At 64.3% G+C, this 20,159-nt stretch carries 17 protein-coding genes; 9 read left to right on the forward strand and 8 right to left on the reverse strand.

What is annotated here, in order from left to right:
- Positions 1–19: 19 nt before the first annotated feature.
- The 3 genes from betA (at position 20) to RB2654_RS08905 (ending at position 2,560) form a co-directional block, all read left to right on the forward strand.
- The gene (betA, locus tag RB2654_RS08895) at positions 20–1,663 is read left to right on the forward strand and encodes a choline dehydrogenase (RefSeq protein ID WP_008330599.1); all 1,644 of its coding nucleotides are present in this window, start codon (positions 20–22) and stop codon (positions 1,661–1,663) included.
- A 14-nt stretch (positions 1,664–1,677) separates the two neighbouring features.
- A complete protein-coding gene (locus RB2654_RS08900; protein ID WP_008330600.1) occupies positions 1,678–2,247 on the forward strand; it encodes a hemerythrin domain-containing protein in 570 nt (189 codons plus the stop codon).
- A 70-nt stretch (positions 2,248–2,317) separates the two neighbouring features.
- On the forward strand, positions 2,318–2,560 hold the full coding sequence (locus RB2654_RS08905) for an HP1242/YdcH family protein (RefSeq protein ID WP_008330602.1): 243 nt from the start codon (positions 2,318–2,320) through the stop codon (positions 2,558–2,560).
- A 52-nt stretch (positions 2,561–2,612) separates the two neighbouring features.
- Here RB2654_RS08905 and RB2654_RS08910 read toward each other — a convergent pair whose 3' ends face one another.
- The 5 genes from RB2654_RS08910 to RB2654_RS08930 all read right to left on the reverse strand — a co-directional run bounded on the left by RB2654_RS08910 (position 2,613) and on the right by RB2654_RS08930 (position 8,686).
- The gene (locus RB2654_RS08910) at positions 2,613–3,083 is read right to left on the reverse strand and encodes an SRPBCC family protein (protein ID WP_008330603.1); all 471 of its coding nucleotides are present in this window, start codon (positions 3,081–3,083) and stop codon (positions 2,613–2,615) included.
- A 61-nt stretch (positions 3,084–3,144) separates the two neighbouring features.
- Positions 3,145–4,536 carry a helix-turn-helix domain-containing protein gene (locus RB2654_RS08915; protein WP_008330604.1) on the reverse strand — a complete coding sequence of 464 codons (1,392 nt, stop codon included), beginning with the start codon at positions 4,534–4,536 and terminating at the stop codon, positions 3,145–3,147.
- 56 nt (positions 4,537–4,592) lie between these two features.
- Entirely contained in the window at positions 4,593–5,813 is a 1,221-nt protein-coding gene (locus RB2654_RS08920) for a multidrug effflux MFS transporter (protein ID WP_008330605.1), read from the reverse strand.
- A gap of 97 nt (positions 5,814–5,910) precedes the next feature.
- Positions 5,911–7,158, reverse strand: a complete 1,248-nt coding sequence (locus RB2654_RS08925) for a M10 family metallopeptidase (RefSeq protein ID WP_008330606.1) — start codon at positions 7,156–7,158, stop codon at positions 5,911–5,913.
- A gap of 136 nt (positions 7,159–7,294) precedes the next feature.
- Positions 7,295–8,686: a M10 family metallopeptidase C-terminal domain-containing protein gene (locus RB2654_RS08930; protein WP_008330609.1), complete on the reverse strand. Its 1,392-nt coding sequence runs from the start codon at positions 8,684–8,686 to the stop codon at positions 7,295–7,297.
- Positions 8,687–8,948: 262 nt separating this feature from the next.
- Here RB2654_RS08930 and RB2654_RS08935 point away from each other — a divergent pair, with 262 nt between their 5' ends.
- The 5 genes from RB2654_RS08935 (at position 8,949) to RB2654_RS08955 (ending at position 15,413) form a co-directional block, all read left to right on the forward strand.
- Positions 8,949–10,481, forward strand: a complete 1,533-nt coding sequence (locus tag RB2654_RS08935; RefSeq protein ID WP_008330610.1) for an acyl-CoA carboxylase subunit beta — start codon at positions 8,949–8,951, stop codon at positions 10,479–10,481.
- 49 nt (positions 10,482–10,530) lie between these two features.
- Positions 10,531–10,917 (forward strand): DUF6497 family protein, encoded by a 387-nt coding sequence (locus RB2654_RS08940; protein ID WP_008330611.1) that lies wholly within the window; start codon positions 10,531–10,533, stop codon positions 10,915–10,917.
- A 14-nt stretch (positions 10,918–10,931) separates the two neighbouring features.
- Complete coding sequence (locus RB2654_RS08945) at positions 10,932–11,336, forward strand: hypothetical protein (RefSeq protein ID WP_040885582.1); 405 nt, start codon at positions 10,932–10,934, stop codon at positions 11,334–11,336.
- A gap of 294 nt (positions 11,337–11,630) precedes the next feature.
- Entirely contained in the window at positions 11,631–13,676 is a 2,046-nt protein-coding gene (locus RB2654_RS08950; RefSeq protein ID WP_008330614.1) for an acetyl-CoA carboxylase biotin carboxylase subunit, read from the forward strand.
- A gap of 141 nt (positions 13,677–13,817) precedes the next feature.
- Complete coding sequence (locus RB2654_RS08955; protein ID WP_148912469.1) at positions 13,818–15,413, forward strand: DUF8728 domain-containing protein; 1,596 nt, start codon at positions 13,818–13,820, stop codon at positions 15,411–15,413.
- A gap of 7 nt (positions 15,414–15,420) precedes the next feature.
- Here the strand turns inward: RB2654_RS08955 and RB2654_RS08960 are convergent, their stop codons facing one another.
- Complete coding sequence (locus RB2654_RS08960) at positions 15,421–15,861, reverse strand: DUF4174 domain-containing protein (protein WP_008330616.1); 441 nt, start codon at positions 15,859–15,861, stop codon at positions 15,421–15,423.
- An 84-nt stretch (positions 15,862–15,945) separates the two neighbouring features.
- On the opposite strand from RB2654_RS08960, the gene scpA reads away from it, so the two are divergent.
- Positions 15,946–18,072: a methylmalonyl-CoA mutase gene (gene scpA / locus RB2654_RS08965; RefSeq protein WP_008330617.1), complete on the forward strand. Its 2,127-nt coding sequence runs from the start codon at positions 15,946–15,948 to the stop codon at positions 18,070–18,072.
- A gap of 54 nt (positions 18,073–18,126) precedes the next feature.
- On the opposite strand, the gene RB2654_RS08970 is transcribed toward scpA, so the two are convergent.
- Complete coding sequence (locus RB2654_RS08970; protein ID WP_008330618.1) at positions 18,127–18,927, reverse strand: DUF1194 domain-containing protein; 801 nt, start codon at positions 18,925–18,927, stop codon at positions 18,127–18,129.
- A gap of 59 nt (positions 18,928–18,986) precedes the next feature.
- Positions 18,987–20,159: a hypothetical protein gene (locus tag RB2654_RS22365; RefSeq protein WP_008330620.1), complete on the reverse strand. Its 1,173-nt coding sequence runs from the start codon at positions 20,157–20,159 to the stop codon at positions 18,987–18,989.

Genomic DNA, 20,159 nt, shown 5'->3' on the forward strand with positions numbered 1-20,159 from the left:
GCATCGAAAGGCCTGAAAAATGCAAGCGGACTATGTGATCGTCGGTGCCGGATCGGCTGGCTGCGCCATGGCGTATCGGCTGGGCGAGGCCGGGCATTCCGTCATCGTGATCGAACATGGCGGCACCGACGCGGGGCCGTTCATCCAGATGCCGGGGGCGCTGTCCTACCCGATGAACATGCCGCGCTACGACTGGGGGTTCTCGTCCGAGCCGGAGCCGCAGTTGAACAACCGGCGGATGGCGGTGCCGCGCGGCAAGGTGGTCGGTGGGTCGTCGTCCGTCAACGGCATGGTCTATGTGCGCGGGCACGCAAAGGATTACGACCATTGGGCCGACAGCGGCGCGACCGGCTGGGGCTACGCCGATGTGCTACCCTATTTTCAGCGGATGGAGCATTGGCACGGCAAGGGTGAAAGCGACTGGCGCGGCACCCAGGGGCCGCTTCACGTCCAGCAGGCGCGGCAGTGGAACCCGCTGTTTCACGCCTTCGTCGCGGCGGGGCGTGAGGCCGGGTATCCGGTGACGGAGGATTACAACGGCCACCAGCAGGAGGGGTTCGGTGCCTTCGACATGACCGTCTGGCAGGGGCGGCGCTGGTCGGCGGCGAATGCTTACCTCAAGCCAGCGATGGCAAAGTGGGACGTGACGCTGGTCAACGGCCTCGCCAAACGGGTGGTGTTCGAGGGGGGCCGCGCGGTCGGTGTCGAGATCGGTCGGCGCACGGACGAGACCATTCGCGCCACCCGCGAGGTGATCCTCGCCGCATCGTCGATCAACACGCCGAAGCTGCTCATGCTGTCGGGGATCGGGCCGGGTGCGCACCTGCGCGATCACGGGATCGAGGTGCGGGCGAATCGGCCCGGCGTGGGGCAGAACCTTCAGGACCATCTCGAGGTCTACATGCAATATGCCTCGAAGAAACCGATCACGCTTTATCGCTACTGGAACCTCTTGGGCAAAGCCTGGGTCGGGGCGCAGTGGCTCTTTACCCGGACGGGGCATGGCGCATCGAACCAGTTCGAAAGCTGTGCCTTCATCCGGTCGCAGGCGGGCGTCGAATATCCTGACATCCAGTTCCACTTCCTGCCCATCGCCGTGCGTTACGACGGCAAGGCCGCCGCCGAGGGCCACGGGTTTCAGGCGCATGTGGGACCGATGCGGTCGAAGTCGCGGGGCGCGGTCACGCTGGCCTCGGCCGATCCGGCGGACCCGCCCAGGATCACCTTCAACTACATGAGCCATGACGAGGATTGGCAGGACTGGCGCCGGGCCGTGCGGCTCACGCGCGAGATTTTCCGCCAGCCCGCGATGGAGGAGTTCGTCAAACACGAGATCCAGCCGGGCGGCGGCGACACGGACGGCGAGATCGACGCCTTCGTGCGCGAACATGCCGAAAGCGCCTATCACCCCTGCGGCACCGCGCGGATGGGGGCGGCGGACGACCCGAACGCCGTGGTCGACCCGGAGTGCCGGGTGATCGGGGTCGAGGGGCTGCGCGTGGCCGACAGTTCGATCTTTCCGCGTATCACCAACGGCAACACCAACGCGCCCTCGATCCTCGTCGGCGAAAAGGCCGCCGATCATGTGCTCGGGCGCACACCCCTTCCGCGCGACAACCGGGGGCCTTGGATCAATCCGGACTGGCGAACGGCGCAACGCTGACCTAGCTAGGGAACATGACCGACGATCTGTCCCTCGACGCCCGCGACGGGCTGCCGCCCGAGCTCAAGGTGCTGCTTGACGATTACCCCCGCGAGATGTGGCAGGGGCACCCGAATTTCTCGGGCCTCACCGCCTTCTGGCTTCAGATGCACGGCAAGTTCCGCTCGGTCCAGACAGAGCTTCTGGGCCTGACGCAGGCGTATCTGGACGCGAAAGAAGACCCGATGCGGTTCGGCGCCGCGACCTCGCGTTACACCGGCTTTTTCCTCGAAGGGCTGCATGGGCACCACAATATCGAGGATCATCATTATTTCCCGCAGATGGTCGCGCTGGACGCCCGCGTGGCCCGCGCCTTCGATGTGCTGGACGCCGATCACCACGCCCTCGCCCATCACATGAACGCGCTGGCGGATGCCACGAACGCGGTGCTGCGCCCGCTTCAGAACGGCGAGGACGCGCGCGATCCGGCGGGCAAGCTTCATGGGGTTCAGAGCGATTTCCAGAGCTTCCTCGACCGGCACCTGACGGATGAAGAGGATGTCGTCGTGCCGCTCATCCTGAACTATGGCGACAATTTTCACTGACTTGATCCGGGTCAAAGTGAGTGACCACATAGCGGCCTAGTCTCGGTCCACACGCTGACAGGAGACAGACATGGCCCATACGCCGCACGAACTTCACGAGGAATTCCCGGAGCACGCCGAAAAGATCACGGCGCTCAAGACCTCGGACCCGCATTTCGCGAAACTTCACGACGCGTATCATGACATCAATCGCGCGATCCATCGCGCCGAGACCAATGTCGAGCCGACCGATCAGTTCGCGGAAGAGGACATGCGCAAGGAACGCTCGCGCCTGAAGGACGAACTTTACCGGATGCTGACCGCACCCGCGTGATCGGGATCGGTGTAGATGAACGAACGAACCCCGGCCACCGTGCCGGGGTTTTTCATTCGGCCTCGACCTCGTCGGGCGACTTGCCCTCTTCGACGATCTGGCTGAAGCGGTCGAAGAAGCTGTCGACCATCTTCTTCGCGAACCCGTTGACGATGCGGCTGCCAAGCTGGGCCAGCTTGCCGCCGACCTTGGCGTCGACCTCGTAACTCAGCTCCGTGCCGCCTTCGACCTCGGTCAGCGTCACGTTCGCGCCGCCCTTTGCAAAGCCTGCGACCCCGCCCTTGCCCTCGCCCACGATCCGGTAGCTTTCGGGCGCATTCACGTCCTCAAGCGTCACCTCGCCCTTGAAGGTCGCCTTCACCGGGCCGACCTTCTGCTTCACCACGGCCTGAAACCCTTCGTCGGGCGTTCCCGTCAGCTCCTCGCACCCCGGAATGCAGGCCTTGAGCGTCTCGGCGGAGTTGAGGTGGGTCCAGACGGTTTCGCGGTCTGCCGCAATCGTGCGGCTTCCAGACATTTCCATGATGTCGCTCCCTGTTCGTTGCCCCGAAACTAGAGGGCGGGCGACGGGGGGTAAAGCCGCCTTACCGCGCGATCTCGTATGGCAGGGTGCCGCGAAGATCCGGATCGACGCGCAGTTTTCGCTCCAGCGGCGGGACCGAGCGTTGGTGGCAATCGGGCCGTTCGCAGATGCGGCAGGAAATCCCGATCGGTTCGAAGGCGGTGGCGTTGGTCACGTCCAGATCGTCGGCGTAGACGAGCGATCCGGCGTGTTTCACCTCGCACCCGAGGCTGATCGCATAGCGCCGGATCGGGGCCTGAAAACTGCCGCCCGACTTCGACACGTCGCGCGCGAGCGAGATGTAGCGGACGCCATCGGGCGTCTCGGCCAGTTGGCGCAAGAACCGCCCCGGCGTCTCGAACGCCCGGTGCACGTTCCACAGCGGGCAGGCCCCGCCGAACCGCGCGAATTGCAGCCGGGTGGCGGAGTGGCGCTTGGTGATCGTCCCGGCCTGGTCGACGCGCACGAAGAAGAACGGGATGCCCTTGGCACCGGGTCGTTGCAGCGTGGACAAGCGGTGCGCCACCTGTTCGATGGATGCGCCGAACAGATCGGCGAGCCGTTCGAGGTCATGGCGGGTCGCCTGCGCGGCCTCGAGAAACCGGGCATAGGGCAACAGCGCGGCCCCGGCGAAATAATTGGCGAGGCCGATCTTGGCGATGGCGCGCGCCTCGTCCGACTGGAACCGGGCGAAATCGAGCGTCGCTTCCAGCAGGTCGTTCTGCGCGATGAGCGCGATCTGATGCAGGAGTTGAAAGCGGCGTGTCGCGGGCGAGGCGAGCGCCGAGAGCGTCAGCACACCGGCTGCGGCGTCGTAGCCGCGGATGCGGTCGGTGTCCGACAGCACCACCGACACGCCGCGCCGGGCGAGATAGGCCTCGGCCGCCGCTTCGGGTGCGGCGTCGCGGACGAAATGCTCTGCCGCACGGTCGACCGCGTCGATGTAGTTGTCGCAGTAGTGAAAGAAGTCGCGGACCTCTTCCCACGGGCTCGCCTGCACGGTTCCGCCTTCGCGCCCGAGGGCTTCGTCGAGCGAGGCGAGGCGTTCGTGCCCCTGCCGATAAGCACGGTGGATTTCGAGGAACGCGCGGGCCAGTGCGGGCGCGTTCGAGGCCACGAGGCGCAGGTCCGCGATGGGTGGGGCCGCATCGGCGAACACGGGGTCGGCCAGCGCCTCGCGCATGTCGGTGACCAGCCGTTCGGCGTCGCCCGTCGAGAGTTCGGCCACGTCGAAGCCGAATTCCTGCGCGAGGGCCAGCACCACACCCGTCGAGACGGGGCGGTTGTTGTTTTCCATCTGGTTGAGATACGGCAGGCTGACGCCCAGCTTTTCCGCGAACGCCTTTTGCGTGAGGCCCAGCCGCGTGCGCGTCTCACGCAGTTTGACGCCTGCATAGAGCTTTTGTGTCGCCATCTCGCCCTCCCTTTGCAAAGAAAAGCGTTACGCTTTGCAAAAGCGCGCGGCAAGGCTCAGGCGGACAGGGCCAGCTTTTTTTCGCGGCGGATCACCACGACGACCGACAGGACCGCGAAGACCGACGAGGCGAGCATGAGCCACACCAGAGGGTCAGGGCCGCTTTCATGGGTCAGCCGCGTGCCGACGAACGCCGAGATGGCCGCGCCGCCGCCGATCATCATCGCCCCGCCCAGTCCCGAGGCGCTGCCGGCCAGTTCCGGGCGGACCGACAGAAGGCCGCTGTTGGCATTGGGCAAGGCCATGCCGTTTCCGAGGCCCACGAAACTCATCATGCCGAAGAAGAACCACGGCGTCGCGAGGTCGAGGAACAGGGCCAAAAGGACGACCGACAGGCCGGCCACCACCGTAACGGCGCCCGCCAGGATCATCGCGTTGATGCCGAATTTGGGTGAATACCGCCCGGCGATGTAATTGCCGAAGAGGTATCCGACCGCGGGCATCCCAAGGAGGAGGCCGAGCATCCCCGCCTCGATCGAGAACAGCTCGTTCCCGACGAAGGGCGCACCGCCGAGATAGGCGAAGAAGGCGCCGGAGGAAAACATCGCGGCGGCGCTGTAGCCCCAGAACCGAGGCGAGCGCAGCAGTTCCGGATAGGCGCGCAACTGGTCGCGCAAGGTGCCCTCGCCGCGCGGATGGGTTTCGCCAAGGTCGCGGCTCATCAGCCAGATGATCGCGACACCGAGAACGGCCTGAAGCCAGAATGTCGACTGCCACCCGAAGGCCTGCCCCATGATACCGCCGATGGCGGGCGCGGCCATGGGAACCAGCGACATGCCCATCGTGACATAGGCAATCATCGAGGCCGCCTTGTCGGCCGGCACCATGTCCCGGATCACGGCCCGGCTGAGGACAAGCCCCGTGACCACGAAGGCCTGCATGATCCGAAACGCGAGGAATATGCCGGTGGTGGGCGCGAAGATGCACCCGACGGTGGCGACGACATAGACGGTGAAGCTGGCCATCAGCACCGGGCGACGGCCGAGCCTGTCGGACACCGGGCCGAGGATGATCTGAAGCACCGCGTTCATCGCGAGGTAGACGGCGACCGAAAGCTGCATGACGCGGTAATCGGTCTCGAAATACTCCGCCATGTCGGGGAGCGACGGCAGGAACACGTTCATCGACAACGCGGCCAGCCCCGTCATCAGCGTCAGCGTCAGAATGTGGGGGGGCGTCGAAGGGTCGAGAAATCTGACTTCGGGCGCACTGCTCATGCGAGAGGGTTACGGTGGCGTTTCACCCCTGTCGAGGTGAAACGGTGCGTCAGAACGCGGAAAGACGCGACCCGGTTCTGCATTCCTGCACAGTGGACTAGACGAAAAGATCGCCGTCCATCAGGTCCGCGCGCGTGGCGTCATGCACGAGCAGGCTATGGCCGCCGCCCAGATCGATCCAGATGTCCGCGCCGCGTTGTTCCGTGTCGGACAGTATTTCCGCGACCGATCCGAAACCCTGCACCTTGATGCGGTCGAAATCGTCCTGAAAATCCCGGATCTCGTCACGGCCACCGTTGAACACGAAGGTATCGGCACCGGGGCCGCCGCGCAGGATGTCGTCGCCCGGCCCCCCGTTGATCCAGTCGGCGCCCTTGCCGCCACGTAGCCGGTCGTCCCTGTCCCCGGCGAGCAGAATGTCGTCGCCCTGCTTGCCGTTCAGCATGTCGTCGCCCTGATTGCCCTCGATCCGGTTGGAGGCCGGATTGCCCGCAAGCCGGTCGTTGCCCGCCCCGCCGCGCGAGTTTTCGATCACCGTGCCGAAGGCGACGACGACATCCTCGTAGGCCGGGCCGAACCGTGAAAACGCGCCTTCGCGCAGGTCGAGCTTCACCCGGTGGGGCGTGCCGGTCGCGTCGAACGTGTCGATGCCGCCCGTGTCCCAGATCGTGTCGGTCGTGGCGGTGCGCGAGCCGACATATGTGGTGTCGTCATCGGCATAGCGCGCCGCACCCCAGATGTCCTGCAAGGCCAGCACGTCGAAGACGCCCATCGCATCGGAGGCGACGCCCGACCCCGGATGGCGGTCATAGGCCATGAGCGACCATTTGTTCGTATCGAACCGATCCGGCAACAGGTCGGAATCGAACGTGTGGCGCAGGCCCAGCGCATGACCGATCTCGTGCAGGACGACGCCGTAGCGGTCGGTGACGATATCGAAATCCCTGTCGAAAACGGCGAAACTGTCGACGGCGGTGATCTGGCTGCCCGAAGTGTCCGCCTTCCACCCGCCATATCCGGCCGTGCCGTCATCCAATTCGGCGAAGGCGAGGTCCATGTCCGGGTTCGTCGTTGCCGACACTTCGACGAAATCGACGTTCAGAAAGGTTTCGATATGGGCAAGCGCCCGGCGGACCGCCAGTATTTCGGAAAGCTGCCACGCCTCGAAACCGGAAAAGGCGACAGCACCGCTCGCGTTCAGGAAACTGAAGGTCGAGGCGGCGTCGTTGAAGGCGAAGGTGATCTGTTGTCGGCTGCCCGGCGCATTGCCGTTGATGGCGTTCGCGTTCTGAAAGATCGGGTATTGCAGCGCCTGAAGGATCGTCGATTTCGCCGGTGTCGCCATGGAATTCTTCCTCTGGTTCGACGCGGACGAACCGGGGGAAGCCGCCCGCCGCGTGGCGACGGGGTAAGGCGAAAGGGGTTAAGCGGGCCTCAAACCGGGCCCGGCAATGTCATTCAAATTTGAAAGGTTCCGCGTCTCAGGTGTCGAGCGCAGTCTCGACCGTGGACAGGGTCGCGCCCTCGATGGTCAGCACGTCGCCGCCGCCGAAGTCGATCACCACGTCCGAGCCGGATTTCACCGCGAGGGCCTTGACGGCGGCCTCGTTTCCGAAGCCGGAGACGATCAGGCGGTCGTTGCCTTTGCCCAGATCGGTGATGGTGTCGGCATCGTATCCGGGCTTGAACACGAAGGTGTCGTCGCCCACGCCGCCGCGCAACGTGTCGTTCCCCGGCCCGCCGTCGAGCCGGTCGTTGCCGCGCCACCCCCTGAGATCGTCGGACCCGGTGCCGCCGAACAGGCTGTCGTTGCCCGGCCCGCCACGCACGAGGTCGTCGCCCGCCTCGCCATAGACCCGGTCATCGCCGGGCGTTCCCTTGACCGTATCGTTCCCGTCGCCGCCATAGACGATGTCGTCGCCCGCGCCGCCGCGCACCTCGTCGTTCTGGGCATCGCCATAGACGGTGTCGGCCCCTTTTCGCCCGCGCACGAGGTCGCCGCCACCGCCGCCGAAAAGCCGGTTGGCGTAATCGTTCCCTATGACGGTATCGGCGAAGGCGCTGCCGCGCGCGTTCTCGATCACCGTGTTGAAGGCCACGACCATATCCTCGGTGCCGAACCAGCGCGAGAACATGCCTTCGCCGAGATCCAGATGGACCGGGCGCCCCCATGCGGAGGCATCCATCCAGTCGGTTCCGCCGCTGTCCCAGACCACATCCACCTTGCCCGCCCCGAGACGCGGGCCGGCATAGCTCGTGGCCCCATCGTTGTAGGTCGCCGCGCCCCAGATGTCCTGAAGCGCCAGCATGTCATAGGCCATCATGCGGATCGTGGCGTCGATGCCGGGGGTCGGATCGGCGTCATAGGACATCAGGCTGTAGTGCAGGTTGTCGTATGCCGGATCGAGCCGCGCCCCTTCGAATGTATGGTCGAGGCCCATCGCATGACCGATTTCGTGCAGGATCAGATTCTGTCGACCCGACGACAGGTCGATGGTGTTGTTGAAGACCGCGAAGCCGTCGAAGGCCGTGATCCGGGTGCCGGAGCTGGAATACTGCGGGCCACCCAATCCGGCGGTGCCGGGAAACATCGTCACCTTGCCGAGATTGAGGTCGGGATCGCGATTCCCCGACACCTCGACGAAATCCACGTTGAGGAAGGTCTCGACCGTTTCCAGAAGAAAGCGCACCACCGACTTTTCGTCCGGCGAAAAGGCCGTCCACCCGGAATACGAATACCAGAGGTCGCCCGGCTGGCTCACCTCGAACTGGTAGGTCACGGTGCGGCGCGGGCTTGACGTCGTGTTCACCGGGTCCAAGGCATAGAGACCGGGGAACTGGAGCGCCTGAATGATGTCGGCTTGTGTGGGCATACGGTCCTGTGGATGATCGAACGTCGGGGGTTTATCGCACAAAGCCTTTGGGCCACAGTCCCCCAACGGATCGCAATGGCGTGTTCACGCCATCCCGGCGGGAAGTTGCCGAAGATCGACGCAGGCCCGCCACGGGTAAAGATATTTGCAATTATTCAATTCGCAAAACGACTGTCACAATAGCTTTGCAAATACGCCGGATTCCATTTGGGAAAGCGAAGGCATAAGGATAGGTTGCGCGAAAATCTAGGAGGGCCGCCCCATGAAAGACATCCTGCAACAACTCGAGGATCGCCGCGACGTCGCGCGCATGGGCGGTGGCCAGAAGCGGATCGACAGCCAGCACGCCAAGGGCAAGCTGACCGCGCGCGAGCGGGTCGAGCTTTTGCTGGACGAGGGCAGCTTCGAGGAATTCGACACCTTCAAGGCGCACCGCTGCACCGACTTCGGCATGGAAGAACAGCAGTATCCGGGCGACGGGGTCGTGACCGGCTGGGGCACCATCAACGGGCGTCTCGTCTATGTCTTTTCGCAGGATTTCACGGTGTTCGGCGGCTCGCTGTCCGAAACCCACGCTGAAAAGATCTGCAAGATCATGGACATGGCCGTTCAGAACGGCGCGCCCGTCATTGGTCTGAACGATTCCGGCGGTGCGCGCATTCAGGAAGGCGTCGCCTCGCTCGCCGGGTATGCCGATGTGTTCCAGCGCAACATCATGGCCTCCGGCGTGGTGCCGCAGATTTCCGTCATCATGGGGCCCTGCGCGGGCGGCGCGGTCTATTCGCCTGCGATGACCGACTTCATCTTCATGGTGAAAGACACCTCTTACATGTTCGTCACCGGCCCCGACGTGGTGAAGACCGTGACGAACGAGGTCGTGACGGCGGAGGAACTGGGTGGCGCGTCGACTCACACCCGCAAATCCTCGGTCGCGGATGGCGCGTTCGAGAACGATGTCGAGGCGCTGTTCGAAGTGCGCCGCCTTGTCGACTTTCTCCCGCTCAACAACCGCGAAAAGGCGCCGGTGCGCCCGTTCTTCGACGAACCGGGGCGGCTTGACCAGTCGCTCGACACGCTGGTGCCGGACAACGCGAACTCGCCCTACGACATGAAGGAGCTGATCCTGAAGGTCGCGGACGAAGGCGATTTTTACGAGATTCAGGAAGATTTCGCGAAGAACATCATCACCGGCTTCATCCGGCTCGAAGGTCAGACCGTCGGCGTCGTGGCGAACCAGCCGATGGTGCTGGCCGGGTGTCTGGACATCGACTCCAGCCGCAAGGCCGCGCGGTTCGTCCGGTTCTGTGACGCCTTCGAAATTCCCATCCTGACCTTCGTGGACGTTCCCGGCTTCCTCCCCGGCACCGGGCAGGAATATGGCGGCGTCATCAAACACGGCGCGAAGCTGCTGTTTGCTTACGGCGAGGCGACGGTGCCGAAGGTGACGGTCATCACCCGCAAGGCCTATGGCGGGGCCTATGACGTTATGGCGTCCAAGCACCTGCGCGGCGATTTCAACTACGCCTGGCCCACCGCCGAGATCGCGGTGATGGGGGCCAAGGGCGCGGTCGAGATCCTGTATCGCTCGGAACTGGGCGACAAGGACAAGATCGCGCACCGCACGAAGGATTACGAAGACCGCTTCGCCAACCCCTTCGTCGCCGCCGAGAAGGGCTTCATCGACGAGGTCATCATGCCGCACTCGACCCGCAAACGGGTGAGCCGCGCTTTCGCCTCGTTGCGCAACAAAAAGCTCCAGAACCCCTGGAAGAAACACGACAACATCCCGCTCTGAGGGATGTCGGGAGGGAAGCGTGATGTGCCTGGCAGTGTCAGTTCGATGCATGTTGGCCGCTTTCGCGGCCTCGCTCGCGCTGCCCGCCGTGGCGCAGGAGGAGATCGCGCTTCCCTCCGGCTCTGCCGTGACCTACCACGACTTCATCTGGGGCGAACCGGGGCCTGCGGGGCTGACCATCCGGTTCCGGTTCCTCGACCCGGAGCTTCCCGGCAGAAAGGACGCCGAAGGGGTGATCGACGCGACCGAGGACACGCAGTATCTGTGCGAGTTCTTCGCGTTGGAGCGGATCGCGAGCACCGGGCCGCAACCGAAGCAGATCGTTATCTCGATCTCGGACCGGCCCGTGGAATTCGGCGAGCCTGACCCGGACGTGACACAGATTTTCGAAGCCTATTCCTACCGCGACGGCACCTGCATCTGGGAGATGTTCTGATGGCCCTGCCCTACATGACCAAGCATCGCGGCTTTCCGGGCCGTCTGCCGGGCACGGATTTCCAGTTCACCGTGCGCCGGGCGAACAAGAAAGGCGCGACGCCGCTTATCAAGCGCGAACGGTTCGCGGACCGCAAACATGCCGACAAGCGCGCCGACATGGGGTTCATGGCCGCGCTGTGGGATTATTTCGGCGAAGAGCCGTTCGAGCGCGGCAATCTGGATGCGGGCCGCCTGTCGTGGCTCTTTGGCCGCGAAGTGGTGGCCGCCGAAGACCCGTTCGACCCGAAAAGCTACGAGGCGATGCTCAGGATCGACCGGCGCGTGGCCGAAGCGAGTTTCCCCGAAATCTTCAGCGACGATGCGGACTTCGGGTTCGAGGACGACGCGTTCGATGATGAGGGCTGGGACGACGAATGAGCAACTTTTCGCTTCCCCTCCAAGGATTTGCGCAAGGTTTGGCGCATCGGGCCGCGGCGCGCGTTTCGCGCTGTTCGGCCCCGAAAACCTCTGGCACCGTCACACACATGGCAGACGCTCTATCCCGGTGTTCTGCCTGGTTTAGTCAAACCGTTACCCTTCCCCTTCTGCCCGGGTTGGCCTCCCCTGGCCAACCCGGGATTTTCTTTGCCGCTCCGCCCTTTGGCGTCGAGCGACCGCTTCCCCATACCCGCGGCAGCGCCGCCAACGAGACGTAAGAGAGAGGGACAGGAGATGTTCAAGAAGATCCTGATTGCGAACCGGGGCGAGATTGCCTGCCGCGTGATGAAAACCGCGAAGAAAATGGGCATCCAGACCGTCGCGATCTATTCGGATGCGGACCGCCACGCGCTGCATGTGCAGATGGCGGATGAGGCGATCCACATCGGCCCGCCGCCCGCCAACCAGTCCTATATCGTCATCGACAAGGTGATGGACGCAATCAAACAGTCGGGTGCCGAAGCCGTGCACCCCGGTTATGGCTTCCTGTCCGAGAACGCCAAGTTCGCCGAGGCGCTCGAGGCCGCTGGTGTCGCCTTCATCGGCCCGCCGAAAGGCGCGATCGAGGCGATGGGCGACAAGATCACGTCGAAAAAGATCGCGCAGGACGCGAACGTGTCGACCGTGCCCGGTTACATGGGTCTGATCGAGGACGCCGAAGAGGCCGTGAAAATCTCGAACGAGATCGGCTATCCGGTGATGATCAAGGCCTCCGCCGGTGGCGGCGGCAAGGGGATGCGGATCGCGTGGAACGACACCGAGGCGCGCGAAGGCTTTCAGTCGTCCAAGAACGAGGCCGCGAACAGCTTTGGCGATGACCGGATCTTCATCGAAAAGTTCGTCACGCAGCCGCGCCACATCGAAATTCAGGTGCTCTGCGACGCGCACGGCAACGGCATCTATCTGGGCGAGCGGGAATGTTCGATCCAGCGCCGCAACCAGAAGGTCGTGGAAGAAGCCCCCTCGCCCTTCCTCGACGAAGAGACGCGCAAAGCGATGGGTGAACAGGCCGTCGCCCTGGCCAAGGCCGTGGGATACGCCAGCGCCGGCACGGTGGAGTTCATCGTCGATGGCGAGAAGAACTTCTATTTCCTCGAAATGAACACCCGCCTTCAGGTAGAGCACCCGGTGACCGAGCTCATCACCGGCGTCGATCTGGTCGAACAGATGATCCGCGTCGCGAACGGCGAGAAACTGACGATCACGCAGGACGACGTGACCCTGACCGGCTGGGCCATCGAGAACCGGCTTTATGCCGAAGACCCCTATCGCGGTTTCCTGCCCTCGATCGGGCGTCTGACCCGTTACCGCCCGCCCGAGGAAATTGCCGCCGGGCCGCTGGTCACCAACGGCAAATGGCAAGGTGACGCGCCCGAGGGCGAGACCGCCGTGCGCAACGATACCGGCGTCTACGAGGGCGGCGAAATTAGCATGTATTACGACCCGATGATCGCCAAGCTCTGCACTTGGGCGCCGACGCGGGCCGAAGCGATCGAAGCGATGCGCGTGGCGCTCGACAGCTTCGAGGTCGAGGGGATCGGGCACAACCTGCCGTTCCTGTCTGCCGTGATGGATCACCCGAAATTCGTATCGGGCGACATGACCACCGCCTTCATCGCGGAAGAATACCCCGAAGGCTTCGAAGGCGTGACGCTGGACGAGGCGCACCTCAAGCGCATCGCCGCCGCCTGCGCCGCGATGTTCCGCGTGACCGAGATCCGGCGCACCCGGATTTCCGGCACGATGGACAACCACGAACGCACCGTGGGCCGCGATTGGGTCGTGTCGCTTCAGGATGCCGTCTATCCCGTGACCATCGACGCGGACCGCGAGGGGTCGACCGTGAACTTCGACGATGGCAGCGCGATGCGTGTCGCGTCCGACTGGACGCCGGGCGATCAACTGGCCCATGTCGATGTGGACGGCGAGCCGGTCGTGCTGAAGGTCGGCAAGATCACCAACGGCTTCAAGATCCGCACGCGCGGGGCCGAATTGGCCGTGCATGTGCGCACCCCGCGCACCCACGAGCTGGCGCTTCTGATGCCCGAAAAGGTGGCACCCGACACCTCCAAGATGCTGCTCTGCCCGATGCCGGGCCTCGTCGTGAAGATCGACGTGGAAGAGGGTCAGGAAGTGCAGGAAGGTCAAGCGCTGTGCACCATCGAAGCGATGAAGATGGAGAACATTCTGCGCGCCGAGAAAAAGGCCGTCGTGACCAAGATCAACGCAGGCCCCGGCGACAGTCTGGCGGTCGACGAAGTGATCATGGAATTCGAATGATCCTATGGCTGGGCGTGGCGACATATCCGTGAACCTGTGCGGCCATTTGGCCGCGCCTCACGGTTTTCGCCGCGCCCGTCACTGGTCCCGTCCCGGCACCGTGCTAGCTTGCGCCAAAAACGAATGGCACGAGGCATGAGCATGACCCTGACCGACGACGGGCAGACCTTTTCCGCAGGCCGCTGGCCGCTTTCGGCCCTGTCGGTGGCGAGCGCGGTTCTGATCTTCGCCGTGATGCAGGGGATCGTCCTGTCGCTGACCGGCGGCGTTTTCGATTATCCGCTCGACGACCCCTATATCCACCTCGCGCTGGCCGAGGTGATCGCGCAAGACCAATACGGCGTGAACCTTGGCGAAGCCGCCTCACCCGGTTCGTCCGCGCTGTTTCCCTTTCTGCTGGTCCCCTTCGCCGGGACCGAGTTTCACCGCTACCTGCCCCTGATCTGGAGCGGCGTCGGCCTGATCTTTGCCGCATGGCTCTGGGGTCGCCTGCTGGTCGAGGCGGGCTATGGGCGCGCCGAATGGCGCTGGCTGGGGCTGGCCGCCGCCGTGCTTGGCCCCATCGCCGTGATGATGCCGATGGTCGCCTTCGTCGGAATGGAACATTCCCTACATGCGGCGGCGACCTTGGCGCTGCTTCTGGGCCTCCACCGTCACTTTTCCGATAATGGCGGGGTTGGCCTGATCCTTGCCGGCGCCTTCTTCGGGGCCGCGTTCCGCATCGAAGGGCTGGCACCGGGGCTGATCGCCGCCTGTGCGCTGTTCTTGACGGGCAGCCGCCGGAACGGGCTGGCGACCGCTGCTGCGACGCTGCTGCCGATCCTGATGTTCATGGGCTTTCTCGTCTCGCAGGGCCTCGACCCCCTGCCCTCGTCGGTGCAGACGAAACTCAGCATGACCGATCCGGGGGACGAGCCGGGGTTCATTCAGCTGCGCCTCGCGATCCTTCTTGTGAACCTGCGCGAGCCGGGCGGGATGTTCGTCGCCGTCCTCGCGCTCGCCTCATTCCTGATGTGGCGGGCGACACCGCTCAAAGGCACGCGCTGGGGGGTGCTGGTGCTGGTCATCGGTGCCGCCGCCGCCGCGCATCTGCTGGCCGGACAGATCGGCTGGCTCAACCGCTATGAGCATTACATCCTCGTCATGACCGCCGCCGGGTTCCTCGTGCTCCTGCCCAAAGCCACCCAAGGCGCGGTGACACCGCTGGCCATCGGCGGGGTTGCGGCGCTGATCCTTGGCGGCGCGCTGGCCTATCGCCTGCCCATGCATTTCTTCGAACTGCCGCCCTCGGCCCGCGCAATCCATACGCAGCAGGGGCAGATGGCGCGTTTCGTGAAGGACTACCTGCAAACCGACGTGGCCGTGAACGATCTGGGCTATGTCGCATGGCAGAACGACAACTACGTGCTGGACCTTTGGGGCCTTGCCTCAGCCGAAGCGCGCGAAATCCGCACCACGGCCCCGGTGCCGGGTTGGACCGGCGATCTGACCGCGAAATACGACGTGCCCGTCGCACTGGTCTATGACCACTGGTTCGAAGACGGGATCGGCGCGGATTGGGTCAAGGTGGGCGAATTCCAACTGACCGTGCCGGGTGGGTTCCTCGGCGGCTATGTCGTGTCGTTCTACGCCACGTCGCCGGATACCGTGGCGATGCTGACGGGTGCGCTTGAGGCGTGGATTCCCACGCTTCTGCCCCACAGCCGGTTCGTCTGGGCCGAGGGGATGGAGCCGTGATGCGCCGTTACCGCACCAGCCGCTGGTCCTGCACTTCCTGCAACCGCACCGGCATCTTGTCGATGGAGCGGGTCAGTTCGCGCACCTCCCACGGGAAGGGTTTGCGCAGGTATTTCTGCCCGTCCTTGCCGATGAGCACGATCATGAAATCGCGGGGGCGAAGCTCCTTGCGGATCGGCGACAGGTTATCGGGGTCCGTATCGGTGATGACGACCACGTCCCGCTCGATCAGCGGCTCGGGCCGATCGGCGATGAAAGCAAGCTGCTCCAGATACCGGGGGTCGTTCGGACTGTCGGCGAAGATCACCAAAGGGCGCGCTTCCCACTTGAATTCGGACAACGTGTGCTCGCCCGCCTCGATGATCGGCAGTTCCGGTGCCTCTTCGGCAGCATGGGCGACAGGTGCGGCGAGCATCACGAGCCCGGCCAAGGCAGCGGTTCTGAACATCTCTTCTCCTTCTGCCCTCAATATAGGGGCGGGAGACACGCGAACAAAGAGCCGGATTTCCGGCGCAATGCAAGGAGTTAGCCAATGAGCGACCAGAACGACTGGAAAGCGCTGGCCGAAAAGGAATTGCGGGGCCGCGCCGTAGACGATCTGAACTGGGAAACCCTCGAGGGGATCACGGTCAAACCGGTCTATACCCACGACGATGTGAAGGATCTGCCGCATATGGGCAGCCTCCCCGGTTTCGGCCCGTTCACCCGTGGCGTGAAGGCGACGATGTACGCCGGGCGGCCCTGGACCATTCGCCAATACGCCGGTTTCTCGACCGCGGAAGAGAGCAACGCCTTTTATCGCAAGGCGCTGGCCGCCGGTCAGCAGGGCGTCTCGGTCGCCTTCGATCTGGCCACTCACCGGGGCTACGACTCGGACCATGAACGCGTCGTGGGCGACGTCGGCAAGGCGGGCGTGGCCATCGACAGTGTCGAGGACATGAAGATCCTGTTCGACGGTATCCCGCTCGATCAAGTCTCCGTGTCCATGACGATGAACGGCGCGGTGATCCCGATCCTCGCCAACTTCATCGTGACCGGCGAAGAGCAGGGGCATGACCGGGCGGTGCTGTCGGGGACCATTCAGAACGACATTCTGAAGGAATTCATGGTCCGCAACACCTATATCTATCCGCCCGAGCCTTCGATGCGGATCATCTCGGACATCATCGAATACACGTCCAACGAAATGCCCAAGTTCAACTCGATCTCGATCTCCGGCTACCACATGCAGGAAGCGGGCGCGAACCTCGTGCAGGAGCTGGCGTTCACGCTGGCGGACGGCAAGGAATACGTCAAAGCGGCGATGGACGCCGGGATGGACGTGGACAAGTTCGCGGGCCGTCTGTCGTTCTTCTTCGCGATCGGCATGAACTTCTTCATGGAGGCCGCCAAGCTGCGCGCCGCGCGGCTCTTGTGGCACCGGATCATGACCGAAGTGGGCGCCAAAAACGACCGCTCCAAGATGCTGCGCACCCATTGCCAGACTTCGGGCGTAAGCTTGCAGGAGCAGGACCCCTACAACAACGTGGTGCGCACGGCCTATGAGGCGATGTCGGCCGCGCTTGGCGGCACGCAGTCGCTCCACACCAATGCGCTCGACGAGGCCATCGCGCTCCCGACCGAGTTCTCGGCCCGGATCGCGCGCAACACGCAGCTTATCCTTCAGGAAGAGACCGGGATCACCAACGTGGTCGATCCCCTCGCCGGCTCTTACTATGTCGAGGCGCTGACGGCGGAACTGGCCGACAAGGCGTGGGAATTGATCGAAGAGATCGAAGAGATGGGCGGCATGACCAAGGCCGTCGCCTCCGGTATGCCCAAGCTCAGGATCGAGGAAACCGCGGCGCGGCGTCAGGCCGACATCGACCGGGGCACCGAAGTCATCGTCGGCGTGAACAAGTATCGCAAGGACCACGAGGACCCGATCGACATTCTCGACGTCGACAACGTGCGCGTGCGCGAGGGTCAGGTGAAGGCGCTGGAGCGTATCCGCGCCGAACGCGATCAGGCCGCCTGCGACGCGGCTTTGGATGAACTCACCCGCCGCGCCAAGGAAGGCGGCAACCTGCTCGAAGCCGCGGTGGAAGCCGCGCGCGCCCGGGCCACAGTGGGAGAAATCTCGATGGCGATGGAAAAGGAATTCGGCCGCCACCGCGCGGAAGTCAAAACGCTGGCCGGGGTCTACGGCGCGGCCTACGAGGGGGACGAAGGCTTCGCGGCGATCCAGAAGGACGTGGAGGCCTTTGCCGAAGAAGAGGGGCGCCGCCCCCGGATGCTCGTCGTCAAGATGGGTCAGGACGGGCATGACCGGGGCGCAAAGGTCATCGCGACCGCGTTCGCCGACATCGGCTTCGACGTGGACGTGGGCCCCCTGTTCCAGACGCCGGAAGAGGCGGCGCAGGACGCGGTGGACAACGACGTGCACGTGGTCGGCATCTCGTCACAGGCGGCGGGTCACAAGACGCTCGCCCCCAAGCTGATCGAGGCGCTAAAGGCACAGGACGCGGGCGACATCATCGTGATCTGCGGCGGGGTCATTCCGCAACAGGACTATGACTTCCTGAAGAAAGCGGGCGTGAAGGCGATTTTCGGACCGGGCACGAACATTCCCGAAGCGGCCAAGGATATCCTGAAGCTCGTCCGCGCCGCACGCGCCTAGGTTTTTTCAGCCATGACAGAACAAGGGGTCGGGCCAACGCCCGGCCCTTTTCGTTCAGGGCATGTTCCAGTCTTGCGACCGCTGCGCCCACATCTTTTCCCCGATCAGGCAATCGTAGCTTTCGCCTTCGTTGTATTGCACGGGGATGATCTGTTCGGCGGGCGGGATCGACCCGATGAACACCTCCATCACCAGTTTTTGCAGCACGGCGTCCGCGAAATCCTCCCACCCGAGCACGGGAACCACGAAGGCCCCCGGCCCGCCGATCACGCAATCGCGGTAATAGACGTCAAGGTCGTCGATGCTCCACAGGCTCCACAACCCGTCCTGCGTGAGAAGCGGCAGGCCGTTGATGACGATGCCCTGCGAAATCGCGGCGTCGCGCATCTCTTCCACATGGCGTCCCTGATTGTTCGGCCCGTCGCCGGAAACGTCGATGACACGCCTGATCCCGTCGTAGTCGTTCGAATTGATCGCGGCGGTCGCGTAGGCCAGCGCCTCGGAAATCGAGGTCCGGCGCATGGTCGGGTTGAAGGTGACGGTGAGCGCATCGGCGAAGGCGTGCAGGTCTTCGCGGGATTCGATGAGGGTCCAAGGCACGATCTCGCGCTGACTGCCCGCCCATTCGACATAGGTGATCGCGATCCGTCCCATCGCGCCCGACCCGACCGCATCCGCCAGCGCGTCCGACCTGAGGGCCGCGGCATAGCCGCGCCGTTGGATTTCCAACTCGTGATAGCTGACCGACCGCGACACGTCGACCATGAGCGCCAGTTCCAGATCGACGAGGATCGGCTGCGCACGAAGCGGCGTGGCGGACAGGATCAGAGCGACGAGCAGGGCGAGCGTTTTCATTCCCGCAGCATGGCGGGGGCCGGCCTGCGCTGTCTATTCACAAGGTGGTGGCCCGACCTTCAGCCGTCCGCATCCTTGCGCCTGACCCTGTAGCCCGCCGCCTTCACGGCACGAAGCTGCGCCTGAGCTTCGCGGTGGGCATAATCGTCCTGGCCCACGTGCATCCGCCCCGGCAGCGGGTAATCCGGGCTGAACGGTGCGCTTTCGCCGTAGCCGAAGGCGCTGTCCTGCACGAAGACCCGGTCGCGCATCCACGGCCAGACCTCGCGCCGGAGAAACAACTGGTCGTCCACGCGGGAGTTCAGCACCTTTTCGCGCGACTTGGCGAAGGCGAGGATGCGTTTGCCCATGCCGGGAATATTGCCGCGATGCGCCCCCCAGAGGCCCGCGAGGATCAGTTCGGAATGGGTCAGGAAATCGCGCATGACGTGGAACGGCTGACCGGAGTTCAGCCAGTCCTGCACCGCCACGCGTTCGCGGATCGTGGGCACGCTGTCGGCATCGCGGCAGACGTAGATATCCACGTCCCGGTCGTCCTCGACCAGAAAGCGCCAGAACAGACCGTAACGATTGGCGGGCAGCGAGGGCACCATGCGAAGCTGGGCACCGTTCGCGCGAAGCTCCTTGCGTGCCGCTTCCGGCACGCTCTCGTCGATATAGAAGCGGGGCGTCCAGCCCGGATAGACATAGCGCGCGACGATGGCATTGCGCACCGCGCCCTCAAGATATCGCGCGCCATTGCCCCATAGCGAATAGGAGATGATGTTGCGCTCGGGTCGTTCGGGGTCGAAGCGATGCACGACCGGCGCGGGGCGGTCGCCAAGGACCGGCGCTTCGGTTTCTTTCAATTCGAGCGCCCGGATCGACCAGCGCCTGTTCTCTTCCAGATTGCCCTTTCGCCCGTTCAACTCGGACATATAGCTCGCCCGAAGCACATCGGGGATCGGCGTCCTGTCGTCACTCGCGACCGCAAGCGCCTCGTCCACGAGGTTGGCGCGGGTGAGCGCCGAAATCAGGTTCGACGCGTTTTCGCGGTTGGGTTCAAGCTCATAGACCGCCCGCGTGATCTCGACCGCCTTGGCGGTGTCGCCGGTGTTGAAGGCGTGCGCGCCGAGGATGCGGCGGGCAGGCAGGTAATCGTCTGGCGCGGTTTCCAGCACGGCGGCCTCGTCGGGCGTCAGGGTCAGGTTGCCGCGTTTCAGGATGGTTTCGACGAGGTCGGCGTATTCCAT

Source organism: Maritimibacter alkaliphilus HTCC2654, assembly GCF_000152805.1.
Taxonomy (GTDB): Bacteria; Pseudomonadota; Alphaproteobacteria; order Rhodobacterales; family Rhodobacteraceae; genus Maritimibacter; species Maritimibacter alkaliphilus.

Bases quoted from the DNA above. Each gene is read 5' to 3' on its own strand.
- betA (WP_008330599.1), top strand. From the start codon at position 20: ATGCAAGCGGACTATGTGATCGTCGGTGCCGGATCGGCTGGCTGCGCC.
- RB2654_RS08900 (WP_008330600.1), top strand. From the start codon at position 1,678: ATGACCGACGATCTGTCCCTCGACGCCCGCGACGGGCTGCCGCCCGAG.
- RB2654_RS08905 (WP_008330602.1), top strand. From the start codon at position 2,318: ATGGCCCATACGCCGCACGAACTTCACGAGGAATTCCCGGAGCACGCC.
- RB2654_RS08910 (WP_008330603.1), bottom strand. From the start codon at position 3,083: ATGGAAATGTCTGGAAGCCGCACGATTGCGGCAGACCGCGAAACCGTC.
- RB2654_RS08915 (WP_008330604.1), bottom strand. From the start codon at position 4,536: ATGGCGACACAAAAGCTCTATGCAGGCGTCAAACTGCGTGAGACGCGC.
- RB2654_RS08920 (WP_008330605.1), bottom strand. From the start codon at position 5,813: ATGAGCAGTGCGCCCGAAGTCAGATTTCTCGACCCTTCGACGCCCCCC.
- RB2654_RS08925 (WP_008330606.1), bottom strand. From the start codon at position 7,158: ATGGCGACACCGGCGAAATCGACGATCCTTCAGGCGCTGCAATACCCG.
- RB2654_RS08930 (WP_008330609.1), bottom strand. From the start codon at position 8,686: ATGCCCACACAAGCCGACATCATTCAGGCGCTCCAGTTCCCCGGTCTC.
- RB2654_RS08935 (WP_008330610.1), top strand. From the start codon at position 8,949: ATGAAAGACATCCTGCAACAACTCGAGGATCGCCGCGACGTCGCGCGC.
- RB2654_RS08940 (WP_008330611.1), top strand. From the start codon at position 10,531: ATGTTGGCCGCTTTCGCGGCCTCGCTCGCGCTGCCCGCCGTGGCGCAG.
- RB2654_RS08945 (WP_040885582.1), top strand. From the start codon at position 10,932: ATGACCAAGCATCGCGGCTTTCCGGGCCGTCTGCCGGGCACGGATTTC.
- RB2654_RS08950 (WP_008330614.1), top strand. From the start codon at position 11,631: ATGTTCAAGAAGATCCTGATTGCGAACCGGGGCGAGATTGCCTGCCGC.
- RB2654_RS08955 (WP_148912469.1), top strand. From the start codon at position 13,818: ATGACCCTGACCGACGACGGGCAGACCTTTTCCGCAGGCCGCTGGCCG.
- RB2654_RS08960 (WP_008330616.1), bottom strand. From the start codon at position 15,861: ATGTTCAGAACCGCTGCCTTGGCCGGGCTCGTGATGCTCGCCGCACCT.
- scpA (WP_008330617.1), top strand. From the start codon at position 15,946: ATGAGCGACCAGAACGACTGGAAAGCGCTGGCCGAAAAGGAATTGCGG.
- RB2654_RS08970 (WP_008330618.1), bottom strand. From the start codon at position 18,927: ATGAAAACGCTCGCCCTGCTCGTCGCTCTGATCCTGTCCGCCACGCCG.
- RB2654_RS22365 (WP_008330620.1), bottom strand. From the start codon at position 20,159: ATGGAATACGCCGACCTCGTCGAAACCATCCTGAAACGCGGCAACCTG.